Annotated in this window: 27 protein-coding genes; 11 read left to right on the top strand and 16 right to left on the bottom strand. The window is 67.2% G+C overall.

Annotated features, from left to right (window positions below; all coding sequences use genetic code 11):
* The first annotated feature begins 112 nt into the window (after positions 1 to 112).
* The 5 genes from J8I35_RS26655 (at position 113) to J8I35_RS26635 (ending at position 3,448) form a co-directional block, all read left to right on the top strand.
* Positions 113 to 1,117, top strand: coding sequence for a HEAT repeat domain-containing protein (locus J8I35_RS26655; protein WP_124651537.1), 1,005 nt, complete (start codon positions 113 to 115; stop codon positions 1,115 to 1,117).
* On the top strand, positions 1,114 to 1,392 hold the full coding sequence (locus tag J8I35_RS26650; protein ID WP_050013327.1) for a gamma-butyrobetaine hydroxylase-like domain-containing protein: 279 nt from the start codon (positions 1,114 to 1,116) through the stop codon (positions 1,390 to 1,392). Before J8I35_RS26655 ends, J8I35_RS26650 begins: the two co-directional genes overlap by 4 nt.
* Complete coding sequence (locus J8I35_RS26645) at positions 1,346 to 2,383, top strand: NAD(P)-dependent oxidoreductase (protein ID WP_348522285.1); 1,038 nt, start codon at positions 1,346 to 1,348, stop codon at positions 2,381 to 2,383. Before J8I35_RS26650 ends, J8I35_RS26645 begins: the two co-directional genes overlap by 47 nt.
* A gap of 49 nt (positions 2,384 to 2,432) precedes the next feature.
* Positions 2,433 to 2,906, top strand: a complete 474-nt coding sequence (locus J8I35_RS26640; RefSeq protein WP_080334221.1) for an NUDIX hydrolase — start codon at positions 2,433 to 2,435, stop codon at positions 2,904 to 2,906.
* A gap of 92 nt (positions 2,907 to 2,998) precedes the next feature.
* Positions 2,999 to 3,448 carry an acetyltransferase gene (locus J8I35_RS26635; protein ID WP_209927774.1) on the top strand — a complete coding sequence of 150 codons (450 nt, stop codon included), beginning with the start codon at positions 2,999 to 3,001 and terminating at the stop codon, positions 3,446 to 3,448.
* 3 nt (positions 3,449 to 3,451) lie between these two features.
* Here J8I35_RS26635 and J8I35_RS26630 read toward each other — a convergent pair whose 3' ends face one another.
* Positions 3,452 to 4,039 carry a 2'-5' RNA ligase family protein gene (locus J8I35_RS26630; protein ID WP_348522284.1) on the bottom strand — a complete coding sequence of 196 codons (588 nt, stop codon included), beginning with the start codon at positions 4,037 to 4,039 and terminating at the stop codon, positions 3,452 to 3,454.
* A 152-nt stretch (positions 4,040 to 4,191) separates the two neighbouring features.
* Between J8I35_RS26630 and J8I35_RS26625 the strand changes: the two genes are divergently transcribed.
* A complete protein-coding gene (locus J8I35_RS26625) occupies positions 4,192 to 4,809 on the top strand; it encodes a 3'-5' exonuclease (RefSeq protein ID WP_209927789.1) in 618 nt (205 codons plus the stop codon).
* 215 nt (positions 4,810 to 5,024) lie between these two features.
* Here the strand turns inward: J8I35_RS26625 and guaA are convergent, their stop codons facing one another.
* The 5 genes from guaA to J8I35_RS26600 form a co-directional block, all read right to left on the bottom strand.
* Complete coding sequence (gene guaA / locus J8I35_RS26620) at positions 5,025 to 6,644, bottom strand: glutamine-hydrolyzing GMP synthase (protein WP_209927772.1); 1,620 nt, start codon at positions 6,642 to 6,644, stop codon at positions 5,025 to 5,027.
* 107 nt (positions 6,645 to 6,751) lie between these two features.
* A complete protein-coding gene (locus tag J8I35_RS26615) occupies positions 6,752 to 7,351 on the bottom strand; it encodes a hypothetical protein (RefSeq protein WP_089488562.1) in 600 nt (199 codons plus the stop codon).
* Between the two features lie 6 nt (positions 7,352 to 7,357).
* Positions 7,358 to 8,818 (bottom strand): IMP dehydrogenase, encoded by a 1,461-nt coding sequence (gene guaB / locus J8I35_RS26610; RefSeq protein ID WP_050012882.1) that lies wholly within the window; start codon positions 8,816 to 8,818, stop codon positions 7,358 to 7,360.
* A gap of 279 nt (positions 8,819 to 9,097) precedes the next feature.
* Entirely contained in the window at positions 9,098 to 9,919 is an 822-nt protein-coding gene (locus tag J8I35_RS26605) for a DUF2182 domain-containing protein (RefSeq protein ID WP_209927770.1), read from the bottom strand.
* Positions 9,920 to 9,946: 27 nt separating this feature from the next.
* Positions 9,947 to 10,711, bottom strand: a complete 765-nt coding sequence (locus tag J8I35_RS26600; RefSeq protein ID WP_209927768.1) for a DUF899 domain-containing protein — start codon at positions 10,709 to 10,711, stop codon at positions 9,947 to 9,949.
* 114 nt (positions 10,712 to 10,825) lie between these two features.
* On the opposite strand from J8I35_RS26600, the gene J8I35_RS26595 reads away from it, so the two are divergent.
* The 3 genes from J8I35_RS26595 to J8I35_RS26585 all read left to right on the top strand — a co-directional run bounded on the left by J8I35_RS26595 (position 10,826) and on the right by J8I35_RS26585 (position 13,842).
* Positions 10,826 to 12,046, top strand: coding sequence for a helix-turn-helix domain-containing protein (locus J8I35_RS26595; RefSeq protein ID WP_124637758.1), 1,221 nt, complete (start codon positions 10,826 to 10,828; stop codon positions 12,044 to 12,046).
* 31 nt (positions 12,047 to 12,077) lie between these two features.
* Positions 12,078 to 12,764: a glutamine cyclotransferase gene (locus J8I35_RS26590; RefSeq protein WP_124593990.1), complete on the top strand. Its 687-nt coding sequence runs from the start codon at positions 12,078 to 12,080 to the stop codon at positions 12,762 to 12,764.
* Positions 12,765 to 12,876: 112 nt separating this feature from the next.
* On the top strand, positions 12,877 to 13,842 hold the full coding sequence (locus J8I35_RS26585; protein ID WP_209927765.1) for a DMT family transporter: 966 nt from the start codon (positions 12,877 to 12,879) through the stop codon (positions 13,840 to 13,842).
* A 42-nt stretch (positions 13,843 to 13,884) separates the two neighbouring features.
* Here the strand turns inward: J8I35_RS26585 and J8I35_RS26580 are convergent, their stop codons facing one another.
* Positions 13,885 to 14,208, bottom strand: a complete 324-nt coding sequence (locus J8I35_RS26580; protein WP_209927758.1) for an RnfH family protein — start codon at positions 14,206 to 14,208, stop codon at positions 13,885 to 13,887.
* A gap of 4 nt (positions 14,209 to 14,212) precedes the next feature.
* Entirely contained in the window at positions 14,213 to 14,650 is a 438-nt protein-coding gene (locus J8I35_RS26575; protein ID WP_006478512.1) for a type II toxin-antitoxin system RatA family toxin, read from the bottom strand.
* Between the two features lie 99 nt (positions 14,651 to 14,749).
* On the opposite strand from J8I35_RS26575, the gene smpB reads away from it, so the two are divergent.
* The gene (smpB, locus tag J8I35_RS26570) at positions 14,750 to 15,196 is read left to right on the top strand and encodes an SsrA-binding protein SmpB (RefSeq protein ID WP_050012888.1); all 447 of its coding nucleotides are present in this window, start codon (positions 14,750 to 14,752) and stop codon (positions 15,194 to 15,196) included.
* Positions 15,197 to 15,348: 152 nt separating this feature from the next.
* On the opposite strand, the gene J8I35_RS26565 is transcribed toward smpB, so the two are convergent.
* The 3 genes from J8I35_RS26565 to ppsA all read right to left on the bottom strand — a co-directional run bounded on the left by J8I35_RS26565 (position 15,349) and on the right by ppsA (position 19,359).
* Complete coding sequence (locus J8I35_RS26565) at positions 15,349 to 16,284, bottom strand: SPFH domain-containing protein (protein ID WP_050012889.1); 936 nt, start codon at positions 16,282 to 16,284, stop codon at positions 15,349 to 15,351.
* Positions 16,285 to 16,317: 33 nt separating this feature from the next.
* Complete coding sequence (locus J8I35_RS26560) at positions 16,318 to 16,752, bottom strand: NfeD family protein (protein WP_089488565.1); 435 nt, start codon at positions 16,750 to 16,752, stop codon at positions 16,318 to 16,320.
* 207 nt (positions 16,753 to 16,959) lie between these two features.
* Positions 16,960 to 19,359: a phosphoenolpyruvate synthase gene (ppsA, locus tag J8I35_RS26555; protein WP_050012891.1), complete on the bottom strand. Its 2,400-nt coding sequence runs from the start codon at positions 19,357 to 19,359 to the stop codon at positions 16,960 to 16,962.
* A 375-nt stretch (positions 19,360 to 19,734) separates the two neighbouring features.
* Between ppsA and J8I35_RS26550 the strand changes: the two genes are divergently transcribed.
* Entirely contained in the window at positions 19,735 to 20,550 is an 816-nt protein-coding gene (locus J8I35_RS26550) for a pyruvate, water dikinase regulatory protein (RefSeq protein WP_006483812.1), read from the top strand.
* 100 nt (positions 20,551 to 20,650) lie between these two features.
* On the opposite strand, the gene J8I35_RS26545 is transcribed toward J8I35_RS26550, so the two are convergent.
* The 5 genes from J8I35_RS26545 to fabZ all read right to left on the bottom strand — a co-directional run bounded on the left by J8I35_RS26545 (position 20,651) and on the right by fabZ (position 24,768).
* Positions 20,651 to 21,436, bottom strand: a complete 786-nt coding sequence (locus J8I35_RS26545; RefSeq protein WP_124554700.1) for an RNA methyltransferase — start codon at positions 21,434 to 21,436, stop codon at positions 20,651 to 20,653.
* 185 nt (positions 21,437 to 21,621) lie between these two features.
* Complete coding sequence (gene rnhB, locus J8I35_RS26540) at positions 21,622 to 22,275, bottom strand: ribonuclease HII (protein ID WP_050012893.1); 654 nt, start codon at positions 22,273 to 22,275, stop codon at positions 21,622 to 21,624.
* A complete protein-coding gene (gene lpxB / locus J8I35_RS26535; protein WP_050012894.1) occupies positions 22,272 to 23,441 on the bottom strand; it encodes a lipid-A-disaccharide synthase in 1,170 nt (389 codons plus the stop codon). Before lpxB ends, rnhB begins: the two co-directional genes overlap by 4 nt.
* Before the next feature lie 3 nt (positions 23,442 to 23,444).
* Entirely contained in the window at positions 23,445 to 24,233 is a 789-nt protein-coding gene (gene lpxA, locus J8I35_RS26530; protein WP_050012895.1) for an acyl-ACP--UDP-N-acetylglucosamine O-acyltransferase, read from the bottom strand.
* A 67-nt stretch (positions 24,234 to 24,300) separates the two neighbouring features.
* The gene (fabZ, locus tag J8I35_RS26525; RefSeq protein WP_006495559.1) at positions 24,301 to 24,768 is read right to left on the bottom strand and encodes a 3-hydroxyacyl-ACP dehydratase FabZ; all 468 of its coding nucleotides are present in this window, start codon (positions 24,766 to 24,768) and stop codon (positions 24,301 to 24,303) included.
* Between the last annotated feature and the right edge of the window lie 69 nt (positions 24,769 to 24,837).

Raw genomic sequence — 24,837 nt, 5'->3', positions numbered from 1 at the left:
CCGACGACAGCACGACCGAGCCCGTGTTTATCGACATCAAGCGCCGCTGTCTCGCGCTGCTGCGCGACGCGGCCCGAGCGCAATTGCCCATTCACCGCACCGACTTTTCTCCATGACCGCTTCTTCCTCCGCTTTCCCGCTGCCCGGCGTGCCAACCGTCGATCACGCCGATCATGCCGCGCTCGTCGCGCGCCTCGCCGCAGCCGATGCGTCGGTGCGTCGCATCGCGCTGCTCGAACTCGCCGATCTCGAGGCGCCCGAACTCGTGCCGTCGTTCGTCGCGGCGCTGCGCAGCGACCCGTCGGCCGACGTGCGCAGCGAGGCCGCACGCGTGCTCGACGCGTGGGAGCAGCCCGATGTCGTCGACGCGCTGTGCCACGCGCTGCTCGATCCGGACGACGGCGTGCGCGCGACCGCCGCGCAAAGCCTGTCCGAACTGAAGGACGCGGCATCGGGCGCCGTGCTGTGCCGGTGGGCCGACCGGCCCGAGCCGTTCGTGCGCGCCGCCGCGCTGCGCGGCTTGCGCGAGTTGCGCGACCCCGACGCGTTCGCACCCGCGCTGCGCGCGCTCGACGCGAGCGCCGCTGCCGTACGCACCGAGGCGGTCGTCGTGCTCGGCTGGCTCAAGGACGGCCGCGCGCTGTCGCCGCTCGCGCGCATCGCGACCACGGACACGGATGCGGACGTGCGGCGCGCCGCGGTCAGCGCGATCGGGTTTGCGGCGGCCGACGATACCGCGGTCGTCACCGCGTTGCTCGCGGCGCTGCGTGACACTGAATGGCAGGTGCGCGAGGAAGCGGCGGCCACGCTCGGCAAGCTGCGCGCCGCCGTTGCGCGCGACCCGCTCGTCGCCGTGCTCGACGACGATTACTGGCAAGTGCGCGTGCGCGCCGTGCGTGCGCTCGGGCAATTGCGCGATGCGGCCGCGGCATCGGCCGTCGTCGCGCTGCTCCCGCATGCGATCAGCAATCTGCGCAAGGAAGCCGCGCTCGCGCTCGGCGAATTGCGCGACCGGGCGACACTGCCCGCGCTGCACGACGCACTCGACGATCGCGACCCCGACGTCCGCAAGGCCGTGCGGATCGCGATCGGACAGATCGACGACGCATCGCGATGATCGCGCCGACCGACATCGCGCTCGATCACCCGGCGCGCGCATTGACGCTGCGCTGGCCCGACGGCGCCACGCAACGTATCGGCTATGCGCGGTTGCGCAGCGATTGCCCGTGTGCGGAATGCCGAAAGGTCCGGCTCGACGGCGGCCACATCGACGCGCGGCCGGGCCTGACACTCGACGGCATGGAAGCGCTCGGCTACGGCGTACGCTTCCTGTTCGGCGACGGCCATGCACGCGGCATTTATCCGTGGCCGTATCTGGCGGACCTCACGTAGGGGCGACGATGCGACTTCCACGCTCGCGCGGACCACATGGCCAGCAAGCGAAAACGCTGCGATACTGACGCCCACGATCGTCGCCAGCTACCGTGGGAGCAGCACCATGCAAACCGCAGTCGGATTCATCGGTCTCGGCGTGATGGGCACGCCGATGGCGCTCAATCTCGCGCGGGCCGGCACGCCGCTCGTCGCGTGGAGCCGCTCGCACGGCAACGACGATGCACTGCGCGACGCCGGCGCACGCGTGGCCGAAAACGTCGACGAAGTGTTCACGTCCTGTCGCACCGTGATTCTGATGCTCGCGAACGACGCGGCAATCGACGCCACCCTCGCGCGCGGCACGCCCGGTTTTGCCGCCCGGGTCGGCGGCCACACGATCGTCAACATGGGCACGAATGCGCCCGAATATTCGCGCGCGCTCGCCGATGACATCGCCGCCGCGTCGGGCCGCTACGTCGAGGCGCCGGTGTCGGGCTCGCGCAAGCCGGCCGAAGCCGGGCAGCTCGTCGTGATGCTGGCCGGCGCGCCGACCGACGTCGATGCCGTCCGCGCGCTCGTGAAGCCGCTGTGCCGCGACAGCTTCGTGTGCGGCGACGTGCCGTCGGCGCTGACGATGAAGCTCGCCGTCAACCTGTTCCTGATCACGATGGTCACCGGTCTCGCCGAAGCCACGCACTTCGCGCAACGCCATGGTATCGACCTCGCGCGCTTCGCCGACGTGCTGAATGCCGGCCCGATGGCCAGCGACGTGTCGCGCGTGAAGCTCGGCAAGCTCGTCGCGGCAGATTTCTCGGTGCAGGCCGCGATCACCGACGTGCTGAAGAATGCGCGCCTCGTCGCCGAATCCGCGCGCGGCATCGGCATCGCGTCACCGCTGCTGGACATCTGCCACGCGCTTTACGGCGAGACCGAGCAGGCCGGACATGGCGCGGCCGACATGGTCGCCGTGATTCGTGCGATCGAACGGCGTACCGGGGACGCGCGATGAGCGGTGTGTACGTGCACGCGTTCGTTCCCATCGACGGGTAGGAGCGACCATGTCCGCAACCGACAACGCTGCTTGCTTGCGCCCCGTTCCCGCCGTGATCGGCATCGTGCTGCGCGAACGCGATGTGTTGCTCGTGCGCCGCGCGAATCCGCCCGACGCAGGTTGCTGGGGCTTTCCCGGCGGCAAGATCGAGTCGGGCGAGCCGCTTGCGGACGCGGTCGTGCGCGAGATCGCGGAAGAAACGATGATCGACGTCGAAGCGCTCGACGCCTTTACCGCGCTGGATGCGTTCGATTACGATGCGCACGGCGCCGTGCGCCAGCATTTCGTCATGATCGCGGTGCTGTGCAGGTGGCTGCGCGGCACGCCGGCCGCCGGCGACGATGCGCTCGACGCGCGCTGGTTCGGCATCGACGAACTCGACCGCGACGATTTGCCGATGAGCGCGGGCGTGCGGGACGTCGCGCGACGGGCGATGGAGCGGGCGGCGATGCTGGGCCGCGCGCGTCCGCCATTCGCCTGACACTTCCGCTGTCGCTTGCGCATCGGCGCGACGCGTTCGCTCCGTCATGGAGCCGGCTAGCCTCCGAGCGCCGAATCATCACACATCAAACCATGCTCAGAATTCGACAATCCACCGAGGCCGACGGTGCACGCGTGCTAGATATCTGGCGCACCGCCGTCGATGCCACGCATCACTTCCTGAGCGACGACGATCGTCGTTCAATCGAGTCCGAAGTCGTCGCATTTCTGCCGGGCGCACCGCTCGATCTGGCCATCGACGAGCGCGATCGCGCGATCGGCTTCATGCTGCTCGACGGCAGCCACATGGAAGCGCTGTTCGTCGATCCCGCGCACCATCGCGCGGGAGTCGGGCGGTTGCTCGTCGAAGAGGCGCTCAAACGCCATCCCGACCTGTCGACCGACGTCAACGAACAGAACGAAGCGGCGGCGCGATTCTATGAACGGCTCGGATTCGAGCGCTGCGGGCGATCGGAGCTGGATGGACAGGGGCGGCCGTATCCGCTGATTCACCTTCGTTATCGCGGTGGCGATCGGGACTGAAGATCATCCCGGCGGGCTACCGGTCGTCAGCGGCCAGCGCCCCAAAACGTCGTAGTGCGACTTGCCGAGCCAGCTATCGATCAGGGCGAAGTCGAACACGGTCCAGGTAATCGGCTCGATCCGGTACTCATCGGGCCTCTGTGCGCCATACAGCAGCGTCACGTGCGGGGTAAAACTCGACGGAAAAACAGGCACACCCGCCCGTTTCAACGCGTCTCGCAACTGCCGTCGAAAATCGATCAAGTCCTCCAGTCCGGCCTTCCCCGTCAGCACCAGCGGCTGACGACCGGACCGCCGGTTGAAGCTGATGATCTTGTCGAACGTCACGGAGAAAGATGGCACGTCGATGCGGTCCGCCACCGCCCGTGCCCGTACAAGGGTAGCGCCCGGCACATAGGCGAAGTCGCCCAGAGAACCCAGCGTAATGTGCAGACGCTCGATGCCCACCATGCTGTCCTTCTCCAGCCGCATGCTTTCGACAAGGCCAGTAATGCGCGCCGCCGTGGCCGGGTCCGGCATCACGGCGAAAAAGAAGCGGTGCACGGGAACCGGCGGCGGCGCATCGAATCCGGGTAGCGTCAGTTGAGTCACGGCAGCATCTCCATCTGGCCTGGAGCGAGATTCGATTATCGTCAATCGGTAGCCTGCTCGCTCCCGCTCGACGAATCCACCGTTCGCGCGCCCGAAGATGCTACCCTCTTGGCCACACTCGACACCCTCTGATGACGCACCTGAATTCAACCATGCAAACCGTCGCGGTACTGGATTTCGAAACCACCGGGCTGTCGCCGAATCTGGGCGACCGCGCAACCGAAATTGCCGTCATCCTGCTGCGCGACGGGCAGGTCGTCGACCGTTTCCAGAGCTTGATGAATGCCGGCCGACGCATCCCGTCCGATGTCGTTGCGCTCACCGGCATCACGAACGACATGATCGCGGCGGCGCCGCCCGCGTCCGAAGTCATGAAGGAAGCGGCGGCGTTCGTCGGCAAGCATGCGGTCGTCGCCCACAACGCCGGCTTCGACAAGCGCTTCTGGCAGTCGGAACTGGGGATGCTCGGCATGTCGGCCGACCATCCGTTTGCGTGCACGATGCTGGTGGCGAGGCGGATCTATCCCGACGCCCGGAGTCACCGCCTGTCGAGCCTGGCCGAGATGCTGCGGCTGCCGCAAACGGGCCGTGCGCACCGGGCGATGGTCGATGCCGAGATGGCCGGGCATCTTTGGTGCCGGTTGCAGCAGGAAATTTCGCGGACTTATGGACTGGATCGGATCGATCACGCGTTGATGTCGCGGGTGCAGGCGACGACCAAGGCGAAGGTGCCGATGTATTTGCGGTCGCTCGGGCGGGCGTGTACGTGACGCATCCGATGCCGGAACGGAAAACACCTCGCTCGCTGGCTGACTGCACGCGTTAACGCAAAACGACCTGGCAATTGAATTGCCAGGCCGCTTCTTGCTCCTCGTGAGCCGGGGCAGCACGCCAACCGAACCAGCCCTCCCGCTTGCGAACTATCGCGACATCAAACGATGCGCAACGGCACAAGCGGAATCGAACGGCGATTCAGTCGGAATGCTCACTCCCACTCAATCGTCGCCGGCGGCTTCCCCGAGATGTCGTACACGACCCGGTTGATCCCGCGCACCTCGTTGATGATCCGGTTCGACGCACGGCCGAGCAACGCATACGGCAGATGCGCCCAATGCGCGGTCATGAAGTCGGTCGTCTGCACCGCGCGCAGCGACGTCACATAGTCGTATGTGCGCCCATCGCCCATCACGCCCACCGACTTGACCGGCAGGAACACCGCGAACGCCTGGCTCGTCAGGTCGTACCAGCTCTTGCCGACATCGCCCTCGCCGCACAGCCCCGCAGCCGCATCCTGCGCGGTCGCGGTCGTGCCACGCAGCTCCTCGATGAAGATCGCGTCCGCACGGCGCAGCAGGTCCGCATACTCGCGCTTCACTTCGCCGAGAATCCGCACGCCGAGGCCCGGGCCCGGGAACGGATGGCGGTACACCATCTCCGGCGGCAGGCCGAGCGCGACACCCAGCTCGCGCACTTCGTCCTTGAACAGGTCGCGCAGCGGCTCGAGCAGCTTCAGGCCGAGCGTTTCCGGCAGGCCGCCGACGTTGTGGTGGCTCTTGATCGTCGTCGCCTTCTTCGTCTTCGTGCCGCCCGATTCGACCACGTCCGGGTAGATCGTGCCCTGCGCGAGCCACTTCGCCTTCGACAGCTTCTGCGCTTCAGCCTGGAACACCTCGACGAACTCGCGGCCGATGATCTTGCGCTTCGCTTCCGGATCGGTCACGCCGGCCAGGTGGCCGAGGAACTGGTCGGACGCGTCGACGTGCACGACCTTCGCATGCAGCCGGCCCTCGAACATGTCGAGCACCATCTTGCCTTCGTTCAGGCGCAGCAGGCCGTGATCGACGAACACGCAGGTCAGCTGATCGCCGATCGCGCGATGGATCAGCGCGGCCGCGACGCTCGAATCGACACCGCCCGACAGGCCGAGAATCACTTCCTCGTCACCGACCTGCTCGCGGATCTTCGCGACGGCTTCCTCGATGTGGTTCTTCATGATCCAGTCGGGCTTCGCGCCGGCGATTTGCAGCACGAAGCGTTCGATGATCTGGCGACCCTTCACCGTGTGCGTGACTTCCGGATGGAACTGCACCGCGTAGTAGCCGCGCGCCTCGTCGGCCATGCCGGCGATCGGGCAGCTCGGCGTCGACGCCATCAGCGCGAAGCCCGGCGGCAGCTCGGCCACCTTGTCGCCGTGGCTCATCCAGACCTTCAGCATCCCGTGGCCTTCGGCCGTCGTGAAATCCTCGAGGCCGTCGAGCAGGCGCGTATGGCCGTGCGCACGCATTTCCGCGTAGCCGAATTCGCGATGGTCGCTCCACTCGACCTTGCCGCCGAGCTGCACGGCCATCGTCTGCATGCCGTAGCAGATGCCGAGCACCGGCACGCCGAGATCCCACACGGCCTGCGGCGCGCGCAGTTGATGGTCTTCGTACGTGCTCGCGTGGCTGCCCGACAGGATCACCGCCTTCGGCGCGAACTCGCGGACGAATTCGTCGGACACATCGTTCGGATGGATTTCGCAGTAGACGTGCGCTTCACGCACGCGGCGCGCGATCAGTTGGGTGACTTGCGAACCGAAGTCGAGAATCAGGATTTTGTCGTGCATGGCTGCGGACGGGATGAAGAGAATAAGAAAAGCAGCGCACGAAGCGCTGCGTCAAAAGCATGGATAGCGGCGTCGGGCGGCAGGCGGCTCGCGCGACGCATCGCCGGTCAATCCTGCGACGGCGGGCGCGCGTCGAACGCGACGCTGCCTGACGCGCGCTCGGAGGCGGCCGATGGGGCTGCCGCGGCCGGCGCCGAAGGCGCCACCGGACGGCTGACGACCGGCTCGACCCGCGGCTGCACGGCGGAAGCCCGCGCCGGTTCGACCGGACGCTGCGCGTCCCGGCCCTCGAGCGCCTGCGCTTTCTCGCGCCGGCGCACGGCCGATGCGAGGCGCACGCCGCCGAGGCCGAGCAGGATCAACGCGACTCCGGCCACCGCCGACAACACCCGGCCGGCGGCCGCGAGCGCGGGGCCGCTGCCGGTGCCGAGCGACCACACGACCGTCAGCACGCCGGTCAGCCAGTTGACATGGCCGACCGCGCGCGCGACGGGCGCCGTGAGGTCGCCGTTGAACGCCGCATGAAACGCGAGCCACGCGAGCCCGAGCAGCGCGATGCCGAACGCCTGGCCGAGCATCGCCGGCTGGATGTTCGCCAGTTGCAGCGCGTTGAACAGCGCCTGCCAGGGCGTCAGCACGAACAGCACGCCGAACGCCAGCAGCAGCACGGCATCGACGATCAGCACGGCTCGCAGCAGCGGTTTCATCGGCGATCAGTCCACGTGGTAGTTCGGCGCTTCCTTCGTGATCTGCACGTCGTGCACGTGCGACTCGCGCATGCCCGCCGCGGTGATCTGGACGAATTCGGCCTTCTCGTGCAGCTCGTCGATCGTCTTGCAGCCGCAGTAGCCCATGCTCGCGCGCACGCCGCCGACCAGCTGGAACAGGATCGCGTTGACCGAACCCTTGTACGCGACGCGGCCTTCGATGCCTTCCGGCACGAGCTTGTCGATGTTCGCCGAGTTGTCCTGGAAGTAGCGGTCCGCCGCGCCGTCCTTCATCGCACCGACCGAGCCCATGCCGCGATACGACTTGTACTGGCGGCCCTGGTACAGGAACACGTCGCCCGGCGCCTCTTCGGTGCCCGCGAGCATGCTGCCCATCATCACGGCGTTCGCGCCGGCCGCGAGGGCCTTCGACACGTCGCCCGAGAAGCGCACGCCGCCGTCGGCAATGCACGGCACGCCGGTGCCCTTCAGTGCTTCCGCGACGTTCGCGATCGCGCTGATCTGCGGCACGCCGACACCCGCGACGATCCGCGTCGTGCAGATCGAGCCCGGGCCGATGCCGACCTTGACCGCGTCCGCGCCGTATTCGACGAGCGCCTTCGCGGCGGCGGCCGTCGCGATGTTGCCGCCGATCACCTCGACGTGCGGGAAGTTCTGCTTGACCCAGCGCACACGCTCGAGCACGCCCTTGCTGTGACCGTGCGCGGTATCGACGACGATCACGTCGACGCCGGCCTGCACCAGCAGCTCGACGCGTTCTTCGTTGTCCGGACCGACGCCGACCGCCGCGCCTGCGCGCAGCTTGCCGTGTTCGTCCTTGCACGCGTCCGGGTGCTCGGTCTGCTTCGTGATGTCCTTGACGGTCATCAGGCCGCGCAGTTCGAACGCGTCGTTGACGACCAGCACGCGCTCGAGGCGGTGGCTGTGCATCAGCGCCTTCGCCTCGGCGAGCGGCGTGCCTTCCTTGACCGTGACGAGGCGCTCGCGCGGCGTCATGATCGACTTGACCGGCTCGTCGAGGCGCGTTTCGAAACGCAGGTCGCGGTTCGTGACGATACCGACGAGCTGCGGGCCTTCGACGACCGGGAAGCCCGAGATGCCATGCTGGCGCGACAGCGCGATCACGTCGCGCACCTTCATTTGCGGCGGCACCGTGATCGGGTCGCGGACGACGCCCGACTCGAAACGCTTGACCTTGGCGACTTCGCGGGCCTGTTCGGCCGGCGTCAGGTTCTTGTGGACGATACCGACGCCCCCCTGCTGCGCCATCGCGATCGCGAGGCGACCTTCGGTGACCGTGTCCATCGCGGCGGACACGAGCGGCATGTTCAGGGAGATGTTGCGGGTCAGCTTGGTCTTGAGGCTGGTGTCGCGCGGGAGAACGTCGGAGAAGGCGGGAACGAGGAGCACGTCATCGAAAGTGAGTGCTTTTTGGATCAGACGCATGGCAAATCCTATGGGCGCAAAAGCGAATTATACGCGAAGCGCCGCGAATTTTCACAACACGAACAACGGCTTAGCCGGTTTCGGCCGCTCGGGGGCCGAATCGTTCGGATCGCCGTTCGGTTCGTTTTCGATCGCTTTTCGTTTCACGGGCGCGTCGAACCATTCGCGCAATCAGGCCGGGCGGCAGGTGCGCGTGTTGCGGCGGGGCTACACGGGCGCGACGACAGCGTCCGCGCACGGCCCGGCGACACACCCGCCGAAGCGGCTTGCCTGCCCGCCTCACGCCAGCCCGGCCGCGCGGGCCACCATCGCGATGCCGGCCGCCGCCACCGCGTACCCGACGATCCGCGCGACGCGCCCGCCGGCCGGCGCCACGCGTTCGGCGGCGATCGCCACCGCGACGGCGGCCATCATGCGCAGATCCATCATGCCGGCCGCCAGCGCGACCGCCATCAGGTTGCCGCAACACGCGCCGCATCGGATCGCTGCGCGCAGGCCGTACCGCCATGCCGTGACGGCCGCCACCCGCGGCACGTGCCCGCCGTGCGCCGCCGCGTGCCGGCAGCACGCGAGCCGGCGCGCCTTCCACCCGGAGAATTGCAGCGCGCCCGCGGCCAGCACGACGGCGCCGGCTGCGAACGGCATCGCCCGGGCGAGCGTCGGCAGCCGCGCGGCGGCCGTCGTCAGTGCGGCGCCGGCCGGAAACACGAGCGCGCCGAGCGCGATCCAGACCGAGAAATATCCGGCCCCCGCGACGACGACGAGCCAGGCCGACCGCACCGCCGCATGCGGGCCGATGCGCTGCCGGTAATGCCAGAGCTGCGGCGCCAGCACGGGCAGCATCATCGTCACCGTCATCGCGCCCCACATTCCGGCGAACGCGGCGAACGCGCGCCCGGCGCCCTGCCCGCACGGCCGCAGCCAGGCGGCCGACGCCATCCAGCCGCCGGGCATCGGTTCGCCGCCCATCGCCGCCATCGACGCGTGCTGCGCCAGCAACGCCATCGCGGCGACCGCGAACACGGCCGCGACCGCCACGCAGAACGCCCGGGGATCGGGGGCCGTCTCGCCGGCTTTCGGCCCGGTCGTCATTCGTGTCATCACGCGCTCCCGCCCGTGGCCCCCCGCTCAGCCGCGCGCGTACTCGTCGTGACGGCGCCACCACGGGCCGGCCTCGTTGCGACCGAGCGGCGCGCGATCGAGCCACTGGTACATCCCCCACAACCCGTCGAGGCCGCGCGCGTAAGTCGAATACGTGTGATAGACGGCGCCGTCCTCGCGCACGAATGCGCTCATTCCCGGCCGGTCGAGCGAATACGTGCGTGCGTCGGTGCCGCACGTGGCCGCGAACTGTACGACGGGTGCCGGCGGCGGATCCATGTCCATCGCATGGCCGGCCCGCGCATAGTTGTATTCGACGTCGCCCGCGCGCTGCTGCGTTTCGGTGAACGACACGTTGAAGTCGAAGTTGAAATCGCTGCCGACCGACGACGCCCACGGGAACGTCCAGCCCATCCGCTGCCAGTATGCGAGCAGTTTCGCGAGCGGCGCGCGCGACACGGCCGCGAGCGTCACGTCGTGGTGCGCCAGATGCACGGCGAAGCCGTCGAAGCCGTCGGCAAGCGCCGAGCACGACGGGCAGCCCGCCTTGTAGTCGGGGCCGAACATGAAGTGATAGACGAGCAATTGCGAACGGCCGTGAAACAGGTCGTCGAGCGTCGCCTGCCCGTCCTCGGTATCGAACCGGTAAGTCTTGTCGACGCGCACCCACGGCAGCGCCTGGCGCCGCCGCGCGAGTTCGTCGCTTTGCCGCGTCAGCGCCTTTTCCGCGTCGAGCAGCGCGCGACGTTCGGCCAGCCATTCGTCGCGGGTTCCGGTGAGATGGGTCGTCATTGCAGGTTCCTCCTTCCGATGGGTATCCGGGCACGGCATCCGGAGCCGTGTGCGTGGTGCTAGATTAGTGGCCGGCATCGGGCCAGAGGGAGTGACAAGTGTGTCGGGATTCGGATGGATTCGCTGATCACGGCGGCCGCGCGCGCGCTCGCGGCCGGTGACGCGCTCGGCGCACTGAACCGCGTCGCGCTGCGCGACGATGCGCCGGCGCTCGCGCTGCGCGGGATCGCGCTCGCGCAGCTCGGCGATTTCGACCGTGCACGCGCGCTCGTGCGCGGCGCCGCACGCGCATTCGGCGCGAAAGAAGCGGTCGCGCGGGCGCGCTGCGTCGTCGCGGAAGCCGAGATCGCGCTCGCGTCGCGCGACCTGCACTGGCCGACGCGCGCGCTCGATGCGGCCTGCGCGACGCTCGACGCGCACGGCGACCACGCGAACGTCGCGCATGCCCGCTATCTCGGCGTGCGCCGCTTGCTGCTGATCGGCCATCTCGACGAGGCCGAGCAGCTGCTTGCGCATCTCGATCCCGCGCCGCTGCCGCCCGCATCGCGCGCCGCCCATGAATTGATCGCAGCCGGCATCGCGATGCGCCGCATCCGCACGCATGCGGCCCGTGCGGCGCTCGACCGTGCGCGGACAGCCGCGCGCGCCGCCGGCATCGCGGCGCTGACGGCCGAGGTCGACACCGCGGCGCTCGCACTCGACGCACCGGCCGCGCGGCTCATCGCGCGCGGCACGTCGAGGCTCGTGTCGCTCGACGAAGTCGAGACGCTGTTCGAGTCGAATTCGCTGGTCGTCGACGCATGCCGCCACACGGTGCGCGATGCGCGCACGACCGTGTCGCTCGCGCGGCGTCCGGTGCTGTTCGTGCTCGCCCGCGCGCTTGGCGAAGCGTGGCCGGCCGACGTGTCGAGAAACGCGCTCGTCGCCGCCGCGTTCCGCGCGAAACAGGCCGACGAATCGCATCGTGCGCGGCTGCGTGTCGAAATCGGCCGGCTGCGCGCGGTGCTGCGCCCGCTCGCGAACGTCGTCGCGACACCGCGCGGCTTCGCGCTCGAACCGCTCGGCGTGCGCGACACCGTCGTCCTCGCGCGCCCGGTCGACGATCGGCACGCGGCCGTGCTCGCGCTCCTCGCCGACGGCGAAGCGTGGTCGAGCTCCGCGCTGGCGCTCGCGCTCGGCGCCAGCCAGCGCACCGTGCAGCGCGCGCTCGATGCGCTCGCGGAAACCGGCAAGGTGCAGGCGCTCGGCCGCGCACGCGCGCGCCGCTGGATGACGCCGCCGCTGCCCGGATTCGCGACGACCTTGTTACTCCCGGTTGCGCTGCCGGGCGATTAGGATGGCCTCATCGAACCGCGAGGTGACGAACATGAAACGCTCCACTGCAGACATCCTTCACGAATACGGCCCGTTTCCGGGCGTCGACGGCGTGCACGGCGTCACGTTCGACGGGCAGCACGTGTGGTACGCGTCCGGCGACAAGCTGAATGCGCTCGACCCCGAGCGCGGCACGATCGTCCGTTCGCTCGACGTCGCCGCGCACGCGGGCACCGCATTCGACGGCCGCCACCTGTTCCAGATCGTCGAGGACCGCATCGAGAAGATCGACCCCGAATCGGGCCGCGTGCTCGCGACGATCCCGGCGCCCGGCGGCGGCGCCGATTCGGGGCTCGCGTGGGCGGAAGGCACGCTGTGGGTCGGCCAGTACAGCGAACGCAAGATTCATCAGGTGGATCCGCAGTCGGGCGCCGTGCTGCGCACGATCGAATCGAACCGCTTCGTCACCGGCGTGACGTGGGTCGACGGCGAGCTGTGGCACGGCACGTGGGAAGCCGACCGGAGCGACCTGCGGCGCATCGATCCGCGCACGGGCGAAGTGCTCGAGCAGATCGACATGCCGACCGGCGTCGGCGTGTCGGGGCTCGAATCCGACGGTCACGACCGCTTCTACTGCGGCGGCGGCAACAGCGGCAAGCTGCGTGCCGTGCGGCGCCCGGCGCGCACGCGTGTCGCCGGCGACGGCGCGGCGGCGACGCCCGATTCGACAGAGGATTGATTCGCCGCCCTGTCGAAACCACTCCATGCCCCGGGTGCAGGAATGAACAAGACGCCGCCGCGACGGCATCGCTAAGATGCGCGCACCTCGGTCATTTTGTTCGGAGCGGTCGATGCAGCGCGGCGTGGTGTACGGTGTCCTGGCGGGCGCCATGTGGGGCATGGTGTTTCTGGTTCCGCGGCTGCTGACCGATTTCTCGCCGCTGCTGCTGAGCGCCGGCCGCTACACGATGTACGGCCTCGTGTCGCTCGTGGCCGCGCTGCCGGCCGCGCGCTCGCTGCTGGCCCGGCTGACCCGCGAGGATCTCGTCGCCCTCGTGAGGCTCGCCGTCATCGGCAACGTCGCGTACTACATGCTGCTGTCCGGCGCCGTGCACCTGATCGGCATCGCGCCGAGTTCGCTGATCGTCGGCGTGCTGCCCGTGACCGTCACGCTCGCGGGCCTCGGCGACCAAGGCGCGATGCCGCTGCGGCGGCTTGCCGCCCCGCTCGCACTGGTGATCGCGGGCATCGTCTGCATCAACGTCGATCTGTTTACGTCCGAAGCCGCGCACGCGACGACGCTCGCGCAGAAGCTCGCGGGCATCGCCTGCGCGGCGGGCGCGCTCGCGAGCTGGACCTGGTATGCGGTGGCAAATACGCGATACCTGCAGCGCCATCACCATTTCGGCGGCAACGAATGGTCGGTGCTGTGGGGTGTCGTGACGGGTCTGATCGGCGCGCTCTGCTGGGTGGCGATCCTCGCGCTGCCGGCCGGCGCCGTGCAGACGGCCGTGCCCGCATCGCGCTGGCAGTTGTTCTGGCTGCTGAACCTCGTGCTCGCGATCGGCGCGTCGTGGCTCGGCAACGGGCTGTGGAACGCCGCGTCGAAGCGGCTGCCGCTGACGCTGTCGGGTCAGTTGATCGTGTTCGAAACCGTGTTCGCGATGCTGTACGCGTTCGTGTACGACCGGCGAATGCCGCATGTGCTGGAGATCGCCGCGCTCGTGCTGCTGCTCGCCGGTGTATACGGCTCGGTACGAAAGCATGGCGACACGCCGGGCGGCGCGCCGACAAACGCAAACGCCGCGGCCCACTGAGCGCCGCGGCGTTTGATCGGACCCATCAGCGCGAACGACGCGTCAGCGCGCGTCCTTGTGCATCCACTTGCGGCCCTCGATCGAGCCGTCGCGGCGGGACTTGTCGACGCGCCGCTGGCGCGCGAGCTTCGGATCGACGATCAGCGGACGGTAGATCTCGACGCGATCGCGGTCGACGAGCGGCGCATCGAGCGGCGCGAGCTTGCCGTAGACGCCCGTCTTCGCGTGCGCGAGATCGATCTCCGGGTGCAGCGCGAGCACGCCGCTCGCGTCGATCGCCGAGCGCACGGTCGCGCCTTCGGGCAGCGACAGCGGAATCAGCGTCTGGCGGTCCGGCAGTGCATAGCAGACTTCGATCGACAGCATCGCGTCACCCCTTTCCGTAGCGCTGGTCCGCGCGCTTCACGAACGAATCGACGAACGTGTTCGCGATGTGGCTGAACACCGGCCCGATGATCTTCTCCAGCAGGATGCTCGAAAACTCGTAGTGCAGCGCGAATTCGATCTTGCACGCATCGGCGCGCAGCGGGATGAAGCGCCACGAACCCGTGAACTTCTTGAACGGCCCGTCCGCGAACTCCATGTCGATCCGTGTCGGACGCTGCTGCGTGTTGCGCGTCGCGAAATGCTGCTTGATACCCTTGAAGTTGATGTCGATGCGCGCTTCCATTCCGCTCTCGTCCTGACGGCGAACCTCGACACCGCCGCACCAGGGCAGGAAATTGGGGTAGTCGGCCACGTCGGTGACGAGGTCGAACATCTGTTCCGCCGAGTGACGGATCAATACGGTTTTCTGGACATCTGCCATAAATCGCGCGGCATCGCTTAAAGTGGGAACGCCAAGCCGGGCGATTCCCGCCCCGCTTTGCTAAAATCGTGATTTTAAACGAGTTGGCCCGATCCTTTCATGAGCATCATCGACAACAGGAAAGCGCACTTCGATTATCACATCGAGGAACGCTACGAGGCGGGGCTCGTGCTGGAGGGCTGGGAAGTCAAGGCGCTGCGCGCCGGACGCGGCCAGATCAAGGAAGGCTACGTCGTGGTGAAGAACGCCGAGATCTTCCTGATCGGGACCCATATCAGCCCGCTGCCCGAGGCCTCGACGCACATCAAGCCCGACCCGGTCCGCACGCGCAAGCTGCTGCTGCACCGCGACGAAATCAAGAAGCTGATCGGCAAGGTCGAGCAGCGCGGCTATACGCTCGTGCCGCTGAACTTCCACTACAAGGGCGGCCGCGTGAAATGCGACATCGCGCTCGCAAAGGGCAAGAAGCTGCACGACAAGCGCGAAACCGAGAAGAAACGCGACTGGGAACGCGAGAAGGCGCGCATCATGCGCGCCGGCACCTGACGCGCACGGCATTCAACGCAAACGACACGGCCCGCTCGAAGCGGGCCGTGTCGCTTTTGACTACCTGAATCGCGCGTCCGGTTTGCCCGACTGCGCGACGATTCGTCGCACGACGATGCGCACGCGGCAGCCGCGCGCGCATCGCATCGGGCTCAGCCCTTCGCGCCGGACGCCGCCCCCGCGTTCTTGACGATCGTCAGCGCCGACGAGATCGCGGTGCCGAGATCCGACAGGTTCGACGGCACGATCAGCGTGTTGCCCTGCTTCGCGAGATTCGCGAACGCGCCGACATACTGCTCGGCGACCTTCAGGTTAACTGCGTCCATCCCGCCTTGCGACTGGATCGCGCTCGCGATCTTCTGGATCGCCTGCGCGTTCGCCTCGGCCACCGCCAGAATCGCGGCGGCTTCGCCCTGCGCCTGGTTGATCGCGGCCTGCCGTTCGCCTTCGGACTTCTGGATCGCGGCTTCACGCGCACCGGACGCGAGGTTGATCTGCTCCTGCTTGCGGCCTTCGGATGCGGCGATCAGCGCGCGTTTTTCACGCTCCGCGGTGATCTGCGCCTGCATCGCGTGCAGGATTTCCTTCGGCGGCGTCAGGTCCTTGATCTCGTAGCGCAGCACTTTCACGCCCCAGTTCGCCGCTGCCTGATCGAGCGCCGACACGATGTTGTGGTTGATGAAATCGCGTTCCTCGAACGTCTTGTCGAGTTCGAGCTTGCCGACCACCGAGCGCAGCGTCGTTTGCGCGAGCTGCGTGATCGCCAGCACGAAGTTGCTCGATCCGTAGGAGGCCTTCATCGGATCGGTTACCTGGAAGTACAGCACGCCGTCGACCTGCAACTGCGTGTTGTCGCGCGTGATACAGACCTGGCTCGGCACGTCGAGCGGAATTTCCTTCAGCACGTGCCGGTATGCGATGCGATCGACGAACGGCAGCACGATATTGAGACCGGGCGACAGCGTCGCGTGGTAGCGCCCGAAGCGCTCGAGCACCCATGCATGCTGCTGCGGCACGATCTTCACCGTCTTCGACACGATCACGATCGCGATGACGAGCAGGACAACCCAGATGATCAGCGAATCCATGAAATATTCTCTCCTTGTTGTATCAGCGGACGATCAGCCCGCGGGTTTCGCCACGACCACGAGGCAATTGCCGCGCACGGCGCTGACCTGGTACACGTGCGCATCGTCGCGCTCGCCGTGCGCGAGCTCGACGTCCCAGTCGGCGCCGCGATACTGCACGCGCGCGCGGCCGTCACGCCACGCGTCGACCGTGACGGTCGAGCCGATATCGAGATTGACGTCGGGATTCGTCGACGTATCGCGCTTCTGCTTGCGGCCGAGCCCCGAGCGGCGCAGCGCGATCATCGCGACGATCGCGACCGCGGCCGCCGCGCCGAACTGCACGTGCGGCGCGAAACCGGCCAGTTGCAACACACCGCCCGCGAGAAAGCCGAGCGCGATCATCAGCAGATAGAACGTGCCCGTCAGCAACTCCGCGACGACCAGCACGCCGACCCCGACCCACCAGAACAAATGCCCCGACATCATTGTGGTCTCCAGAAAAACGCCCCGATGCTCACTCTATTCGCTGCGTGCGCAACTGCACGCAGCGCTCGGCACACGCGAGATCGCCGCGCGTACCGACGAAAAAAAACACCCCGGTGCTTACCGGGGTGTTTATAGCACGAACCTTGCATTTTGCCTTCAACGAAAGCGCGGCGGACCGCCCTTTCGCCGAAGTTGCATGCCCGATCGTTACTTGCGGTTGGCGAGCGCCTGCCACGTATCGATGATCGTGTCGGGGTTCAGCGAGATCGACACGATGCCTTCGTCGGTCAGCCATTGCGCGAAGTCCGGGTGATCGGACGGGCCCTGGCCGCAGATCCCGACGTACTTGCCCATCTTGCGGCAGGTATCGATCGCGCGCTTCAACAGGAACTTGACGGCCGGGTCGCGTTCGTCGAAGTCGACTGCCAGCAGTTCCATGCCCGAATCGCGGTCGAGGCCGAGCGTGAGCTGCGTGAGGTCGTTCGAGCCGATCGAGAAACCGTCGAAGTGCTCCAGGAACTCTTCGGCGAGGATCGCGTTGGTCGGGACTTCGCACATCATCACGAGGCGCAGGCCGTTTTCGCCGCGCTTCAGGCCGAACTTCTCGAGCAGGCCGACGACGCGCTCCGCCTGCTTCACGGTCCGCACGAACGGCACCATGATCTCGACGTTGGTCAGGCCCATCTCGTCACGCACGCGCTTCAGTGCACGGCATTCCATCTCGAACGCCTGCGCGAAGTCCTCGGCGATGTAGCGCGATGCGCCGCGGAAGCCCAGCATCGGGTTTTCCTCGTCCGGCTCGTAACGCGAACCGCCGATCAACTTCTTGTACTCGTTCGACTTGAAGTCGGACAGACGCACGATCACGGGCTTCGGATAGAACGCCGCCGCGATCGTCGCGACGCCTTCCGTCAGCTTGTCGACGTAAAACTGACGCGGCGACGCGTGACCGCGCGCGACGCTCTCGACCGCCTTCTTCAGGTCCTGGTCGATGTTCGGGTACTCGAGAATCGCCTTCGGGTGAACGCCGATGTTGTTGTTGATGATGAACTCGAGACGCGCGAGACCCACACCGCCGTTCGGCAGTTGCGAGAAGTCGAACGCGAGCTGCGGGTTGCCGACGTTCATCATGATCTTGACCGGGATTTCCGGCAGTTCGCCGCGCTGCACTTCCGTGACTTCCGTCTCGAGCAGCCCGTCGTAGATCTTGCCTTCGTCGCCTTCCGCGCACGACACGGTGACGAGCGCGCCGTCCTTCAGCACGTCCGTTGCATCGCCGCAGCCGACGACTGCCGGCACGCCGAGCTCACGCGCGATGATCGCCGCATGGCAGGTACGGCCGCCACGGTTCGTGACGATCGCCGCCGCCCGCTTCATCACCGGCTCCCAGTTCGGGTCGGTCATGTCGGCCACCAGCACGTCGCCCGGCTGCACGCGTTCCATTTCCGACGGATCCTGGATCACGCGCACGGGGCCCGCGCCGATCTTCTGGCCGATCGCACGACCCGTCGCGAGCACCTGCGACTGGCCCTTCAGCTTGAAGCGCTGCTCGGCCTTGCCGCTCGCCTGGCTCTTCACCGTTTCCGGACGCGCCTGCAGGATGAAGATCTTGCCGTCGCGGCCGTCCTTGCCCCACTCGATGTCCATCGGACGCTGGTAGTGCTTCTCGATGATGACCGCGTACTTCGCCAGCTCGATCACGTCTTCATCGGTGATCGAGTAGCGGTTGCGCTGCTCGTGCGGCACGTCGACCGTCTTCACGCGGCCCGGCTCGCCCGGCTGCGTGAATTCCATCTTGATCAGCTTCGAGCCGATCGAGCGGCGGATGATCGGGTACTTGTCCTGCGCGAGCGTCGTCTTGAACACGTAGAACTCGTCCGGGTTCACCGCGCCCTGCACGACGGTTTCGCCCAGGCCGTAGCTCGACGTGATGAACACGGCGTCCTTGAAGCCCGATTCGGTATCGATCGTGAACATCACGCCGGCCGCGCCGACGTCCGAGCGGACCATGCGCTGCACACCGGCCGACAGCGCGACTTCGGCGTGCGTGAAGCCCTTGTGCACGCGGTACGAGATCGCGCGGTCGTTGTACAGCGACGCGAACACGTGCTTCATGCGGTCGAGCACGTCGTCGATGCCGACGACGTTCAGATACGACTCCTGCTGGCCGGCGAACGATGCGTCGGGCAGGTCTTCCGCGGTCGCGGACGAGCGCACGGCGAACGACAGTTCGGCCGGCGAGCCGTTCTTCAGCACTTCGAACTGCGCGCGGATTTCCTGCTCGAGGCGTTCCTGCAGCGGCGCGTCGACGATCCACTTGCGGATTTCGGCACCGGCTTCGGCGAGCGCCTTCACGTCGTCGATGTCGAGCGACTCGAGACGCTTGGCGATGCGATCGGTGAGGTCGTTGTGCTTGAGGAAATCGCGGAATGCGAGCGCGGTCGTGGCGAAACCGGTGGGTACGCGAACGCCTGCTTCGGAAAGCTGGCTGATCATCTCGCCGAGCGACGCATTCTTGCCGCCCACGATCTCCACATCGGTCATCCGCAACTGCTCGAACGGAATTACATACGCCTGGTCCTTTGCGACGTTTGCTGCGTTAGTCATACAAGCCCCTAAGTGTGAAAAAAATGCTCGATCGCGCAAGTGGGCTCGGACGCGGGCGCTTGCAAAAAGGCGCGGCGCGTCTTGCGCAACCTGTTAGATAAACACTCGCAGCGGCGAAAATCTTCCGACCCGATTTGCAAAAATCCCGGCAGAAGGGCGATATTTGCAGACAAATCGCCAGACTTGCCGGGAATTCTTGAATCTCGCGGCCAAGTCGCGGACGCCGTTCGCGCCCCGCCCCCGCAATTGCTTATCCAACAGGTTGCCGCTATTCTACCGTGCCGGCTGCCGGATGTGGCGCGACCTTGTCACTGGGTCTGGAGGCACGCCTCCAGCCGCCCGCGCAACTGCCCTTCACGCTCGACGTCCAGATTCATGCTGCCTACCGTATTCATCGTCTCCGACGGCACCGGGATCACTGCCGAAACCTTCGCACACTCGATCCTCTCCCAGTTCGACCAGAAATTCCGCCTCGTGCGCGTGCCGTTCGTCGACTCGCTCGACAAGGCCTATGCGACCGTCGAGAAGATCAACGAAGCCGCCGTGCACGACGGCCGCCGCGCGATCGTGTTCACGACGCTCGTCGACAGCGAGTCGAACGACATCGTCAAGCGCTCGAACGCGCTCGTGCTCGACATGTTCCAGCGCTTCGTCGAACCGCTCGAGCAGGAACTGGAGCTCAAGTCGAGCCACGCGATGGGCCGCGGCCACCAGAACGCTGACACCGAGGAATACAAGACGCGGATCGAGGCGATCAACTTCTCGCTCGCGCACGACGACGGCCAGTCGAATCGCAACCTGTCGGAAGCCGACGTGATCCTCGTCGGCGTGTCGCGCAGCGGCAAGACGCCGACGAGCCTGTACCTCGCGATGCAGTACGGCGTGAAGGCGGCCAACTATCCGCTGATTCCGGAGGATTTCGAACGCGGCAAGCTGCCGTCGGCGCTGTCGCCGTACAGCGAGAAGCTGTTCGGGCTGTCGATCGACCCGCAGCGCCTGTCGGAGATCCGCAACGAGCGCCGGCCGGGCAGCAAGTACGCGGCGCCCGAGAACTGCCGCTACGAGATCAACGAGGCCGAGGCGATGATGCGCCGCGAAGGGATCAAGTGGCTGTCGTCGACGCACAAGTCGATCGAGGAAATCGCGACGACGATCCTGCAGGAAATCCGCCTCGACCGGCAATCGTACTGAGCGCGAGAGCGCAGGCCGCCGTCGGGCCGTCGCCGAAAACAACAAGGCCGCGTCGAACGCGGCCTTGTTTCGTTTTACCGCACATGCAACGCGTGCGGCGTCACGCAGGCCGCCGCTGCTGCCGTACCTGCTCGAACAGGCACACCGCTGTCGCAGCAGCAACGTTCAGCGACTCCATCCCGCCCGGCTGCGGAATCGTCACCCGATGCGTGGCCGCGTCGCGCCAGAACGCCGACACGCCGGCGCCTTCGTTACCGAACACCCAGGCGACGGGCCCCGACAGGTCGCAGTCGTAGACCGCCTGCGCGCCGTGCGAGTCGGTCAGCGCGACCGGTACGCCGAGGCGGTCGGCCAGCGCCGCCGCTTCGACGTCCTCATGGATCGACAACAAGAAATGCGCGCCCATGCCCGAGCGCAGCACCTTCGACGACCACGCGTAGGCCGTCCCCGGCGCGCAGAACACGTGACGCACGCCGGCCGCCGCCGCGCTGCGCAGGATCGAGCCGACGTTGCCGGCATCCTGCACGCCGTCGAGCACGACCGACGTGTGCGTCACGCGTTCGGGCAGCGGTTGCGCCGGCCGATCGACCAGCAGCAGGAAGCCGACGCCGTTGACGACATTCGACAACTGCCCGAACAACGCGTCCGGCAGCGTGACGATCCGCTGCGCGTCGATGCGCGCGACGATCGCCTGCGCCTCGGCATGGCCGAGCGCGCCTTCGGTCGTCACGCACAGTTCGGGCGTCGCGCCCGTATCGAGGTACGCGCTCGCGAGGTGGAAACCTTCGAGCAGCGCCTGGCCGCTGCGGCGCTGCTGGGGCGTCGAACCCGCGAGCGCCTTCAGGCGCTTGTACAGCGGGTTGTCGCGGGAAGTAATGCTTTTCATCAAAGGGCCTGTTCCCGCTAATAACGGGCTTGCGAACGTGCCTTGCCGGTCGCAGTGCAAGAAGCAAGGAGCGCCGTTTGCCCGAGCCAAACAAGTGACGCGCGACGCCGCAATGCGGCCGGCAAGACACGTTCCCGAAACTAAAAAATCCCTTTCCAGGGGCTGGTCGCCAGAAGGGCCCGTTATTAGCGGGAACAGGCCCTCAGGTCGAGCGCCTCGCGCACGGGGGCAAACGAACGCCGATGCACTTCGCACGGGCCGTGCTCGCGCAGCGCGGCAAGATGTTTCGGCGTGCCGTACCCGGCATGCACGTTGAAGCCATACACGGGAAAGCGCTCATGCAGGTCGACCAGCATCCGGTCGCGCGTGACCTTCGCGAGGATCGACGCGGCCGAGATGCTCGGCACGAGCGCGTCGCCGCTGACGATCGCCTCGGCACGCACCATCAACGTCGGGCAACGGTTGCCGTCGATCTGCGCGAGCGTCGGCAGCACCGACAGCCCTTCGACCGCCCGCTTCATCGCGAGCATCGTCGCATGCAGGATGTTCAGCGTATCGATCTCGTCGACGCTCGCCGACGCGACGCAGTACGCGCGCGAACGCGCGACGATCAGGTCGTACAGCATGTCGCGCTTTTTCGCGGACAGCGCTTTCGAATCGTCGAGCCCGTCGATCGGCTGCGCCGGATCGAGAATCACCGCGGCGGCCACCACCGGCCCCGCGAGCGGGCCGCGGCCGGCTTCGTCGACGCCGCAGACGATCTCGTCCGGGCGGCTGAAATCGAAACCGCCCTGCACGTCGCTGGTCGCGCGGCGGCGCGGTGCACGGACTGCCGTCATGCGCGCCCCTTGCGTTGTTCGAGCACGCGCACGACGGCCTCGGCCGCCTTCGCGGCCGTGTTCTGCCGCAGCGACAGATGCATTTCGGTAAACACTTCGGTCAGCGTACGGCGGTTCGCGTCGTCGCGCAGTTGCGTGAGCGTCGCATCGGCGAGCGCCTCGGGCGTCGCGAAATGCTGCAGCAGCTCCGGCACGACGAAGCGCCCCGCCAGGATGTTCGGCAGGCCGACATACGGGAGGTAGCCCTGCCGGCGCATGATCTGCCCGGTCAGCCAGGGCACCTTGTACGAGATCACCATCGGCTTCTTCAGCAGCGCGGCTTCCAGCGTGACGGTGCCGCTCTTCACGAGGATCGCGTCGGCGGCCGTCATCGCGACCTGCGAACGGCCGTCGGTGATCGTCAGCGCGAGCTGCGGATGGGCGTCGACGAGCGGCTGCAGCAGTTCGCGCAGCGCGGGCGTCGCGGCCGGCATCACGAATCGCACGCCGGGCTCGCGCTGCTGCATCAGCGCCATCGCCGCGAAGAACGTCGGGCCGATCAGCGCGATCTCCGAGCGCCGGCTGCCCGGCAGCACCGCGATCACGGGGCCGTCGGCCGGCAGACCCAGCGCGATGCGCGCGCCGTGCGTGTCGGGTTCGAGCGGAATGTCGTCGGCCAGCGGATGACCGACGTAGGTCGATGCGACGCCGGCCTTGTCGAGGATCGCCGGTTCGAACGGGAACAGGCACAGCATGTGATCGACGGACTTCGCGATCTTCTTGATCCGGCCGCCGCGCCACGCCCAGATCGACGGGCATACGAAGTGGATCGACGGAATGCCCGCGTCGCGCGCCGCCTGTTCGACGCTGAAGTTGAAATCGGGTGCATCGACGCCGATGAACGCGTCCGGCCGCTCGACGAGCAGCTGGCGCTTCAGTTCGCCGCGAATCCGCAGGATCTCGGGAATCTGGCCCAGCGCCTCGACATAGCCGCGCACGGTCAGCTTGTCCATCTGCCAGTGCGAGTCGAAGCCCTGCGCGATCATGCGCGGGCCGCCGATCCCGTAATACTGGGCCGCGTCGGGCAGCCGCTCGCGCAGCCCGCCGAGCAGCGACGCCGCGAGCAGGTCGCCCGACGGCTCGCCGGCCACCATCGCGAGCCGGAGCTGATGGGTGGTGAGCGGCATCGCTTAGCGGATGATGCCGCGTTGCGACGCGTCGATGAACTCGACGAGCGCCTTCACCGGTGCATCGCCGTCACCGCCCGCTTCCGCGAGCTCGCGCAGTTGCACCTTCGCTTCCTCGAGCGACAGGCCGTTCTTGTACAGCAAGCGGTACGCGCTGCGCAGCGCCGAGATCGCGTCGGCCGAGAAGCCGCGCCGGCGCAGCCCTTCGACGTTGATCCCGTGCGGCTCGGCCTTGTTGCCCGCCGCGATCACGAACGGCGGGATGTCCTGCACGAGCGCCGACGCGCCGCCCAGCATCGAATGCGCGCCGATGCGCACGAACTGGTGCACGCCCGACATGCCGCCGACGATCGCGAAATCGCCGATCTCGACGTGGCCGGCCATCTGCGCGTTGCTCGACAGGATCACGTTGTTGCCGACGCGGCAGTCATGACCGATGTGCACGTAGGCCATGATCCAGTTGTCGTCGCCGAGCGTCGTCACGCCGACGTCCTGCACGGTGCCCGTGTGGATCGTCGTGAATTCGCGGATCGTGTTGCGGTTACCGATCACGAGCTTCGTCGGCTCGTCCTTGTACTTCATGTCCTGCGGACGGCCGCCGACCGACGCGTAATGGCCGATGCGGTTGTCCTCGCCGAGCGTCGTATGGCCCTCGATCACGCTGTGCGAGCCGATCGTCGTGCGCGCGCCAATCGTGACGTGCGGGCCGACGATCGCGTACGGGCCGATCTCGACCGATTCGTCGATCTGCGCGCCCGGCTCGACGATCGCGGTAGGATGAATCCTGGTCATGCGCCGTTGCCTCTCGATATGATGTGTCGCGTTGCTCGCGTTATGTTATCCATGCGTGCCGCGTCGCTCAGGGCGCCGCGTCGGCCGTCTTGACCGTGCACATCAGTTCGGCTTCCGCCGCCACCTTGCCGTCCACTTCCGCCACCGCCTTGAACTTCCAGATGCCGCGGATGTAGCGCTCGAACGTCACGTTCAGGATCAGCTGGTCGCCCGGCTCGACCACCCGCTTGAAGCGCGCGCCGTCGATCCCGACGAAGTAATACAGCGTGTTCTCCGGATCCTTCGGCTGCTCTTCCGCGAACGTCAGCAGCGCCGCGGCCTGGGCGAGCGCCTCGAGAATCAGCACGCCCGGCATCACCGGCCGCTTCGGGAAATGCCCCTGGAAGAACGGCTCGTTGATCGACACGTTCTTCAGCGCTTTGATCCCTTTGTGCGGCTCGAGTTCGAGCACGCGGTCGACGAGCAGAATCGGGTAGCGATGCGGCAGCAGCGTGAGGATCTTGTGGATGTCGAGATTGATTTTTTCAGTGCTCATGATGGTTCGTCTCACGCAGAGGCTGCGCGGTGGTGATGCAAAGGCTGAAGCGGGCCGCCGCGCGGCCCA

The sequence above is a fragment of the Burkholderia sp. CpTa8-5 genome, assembly GCF_017815045.1.
Taxonomy (GTDB): domain Bacteria; phylum Pseudomonadota; class Gammaproteobacteria; order Burkholderiales; family Burkholderiaceae; genus Burkholderia; species Burkholderia sola.
The sequence above is the reverse complement of the archived record's forward strand: the minus strand, read 5'-3'. Positions and strand labels throughout refer to the sequence as shown.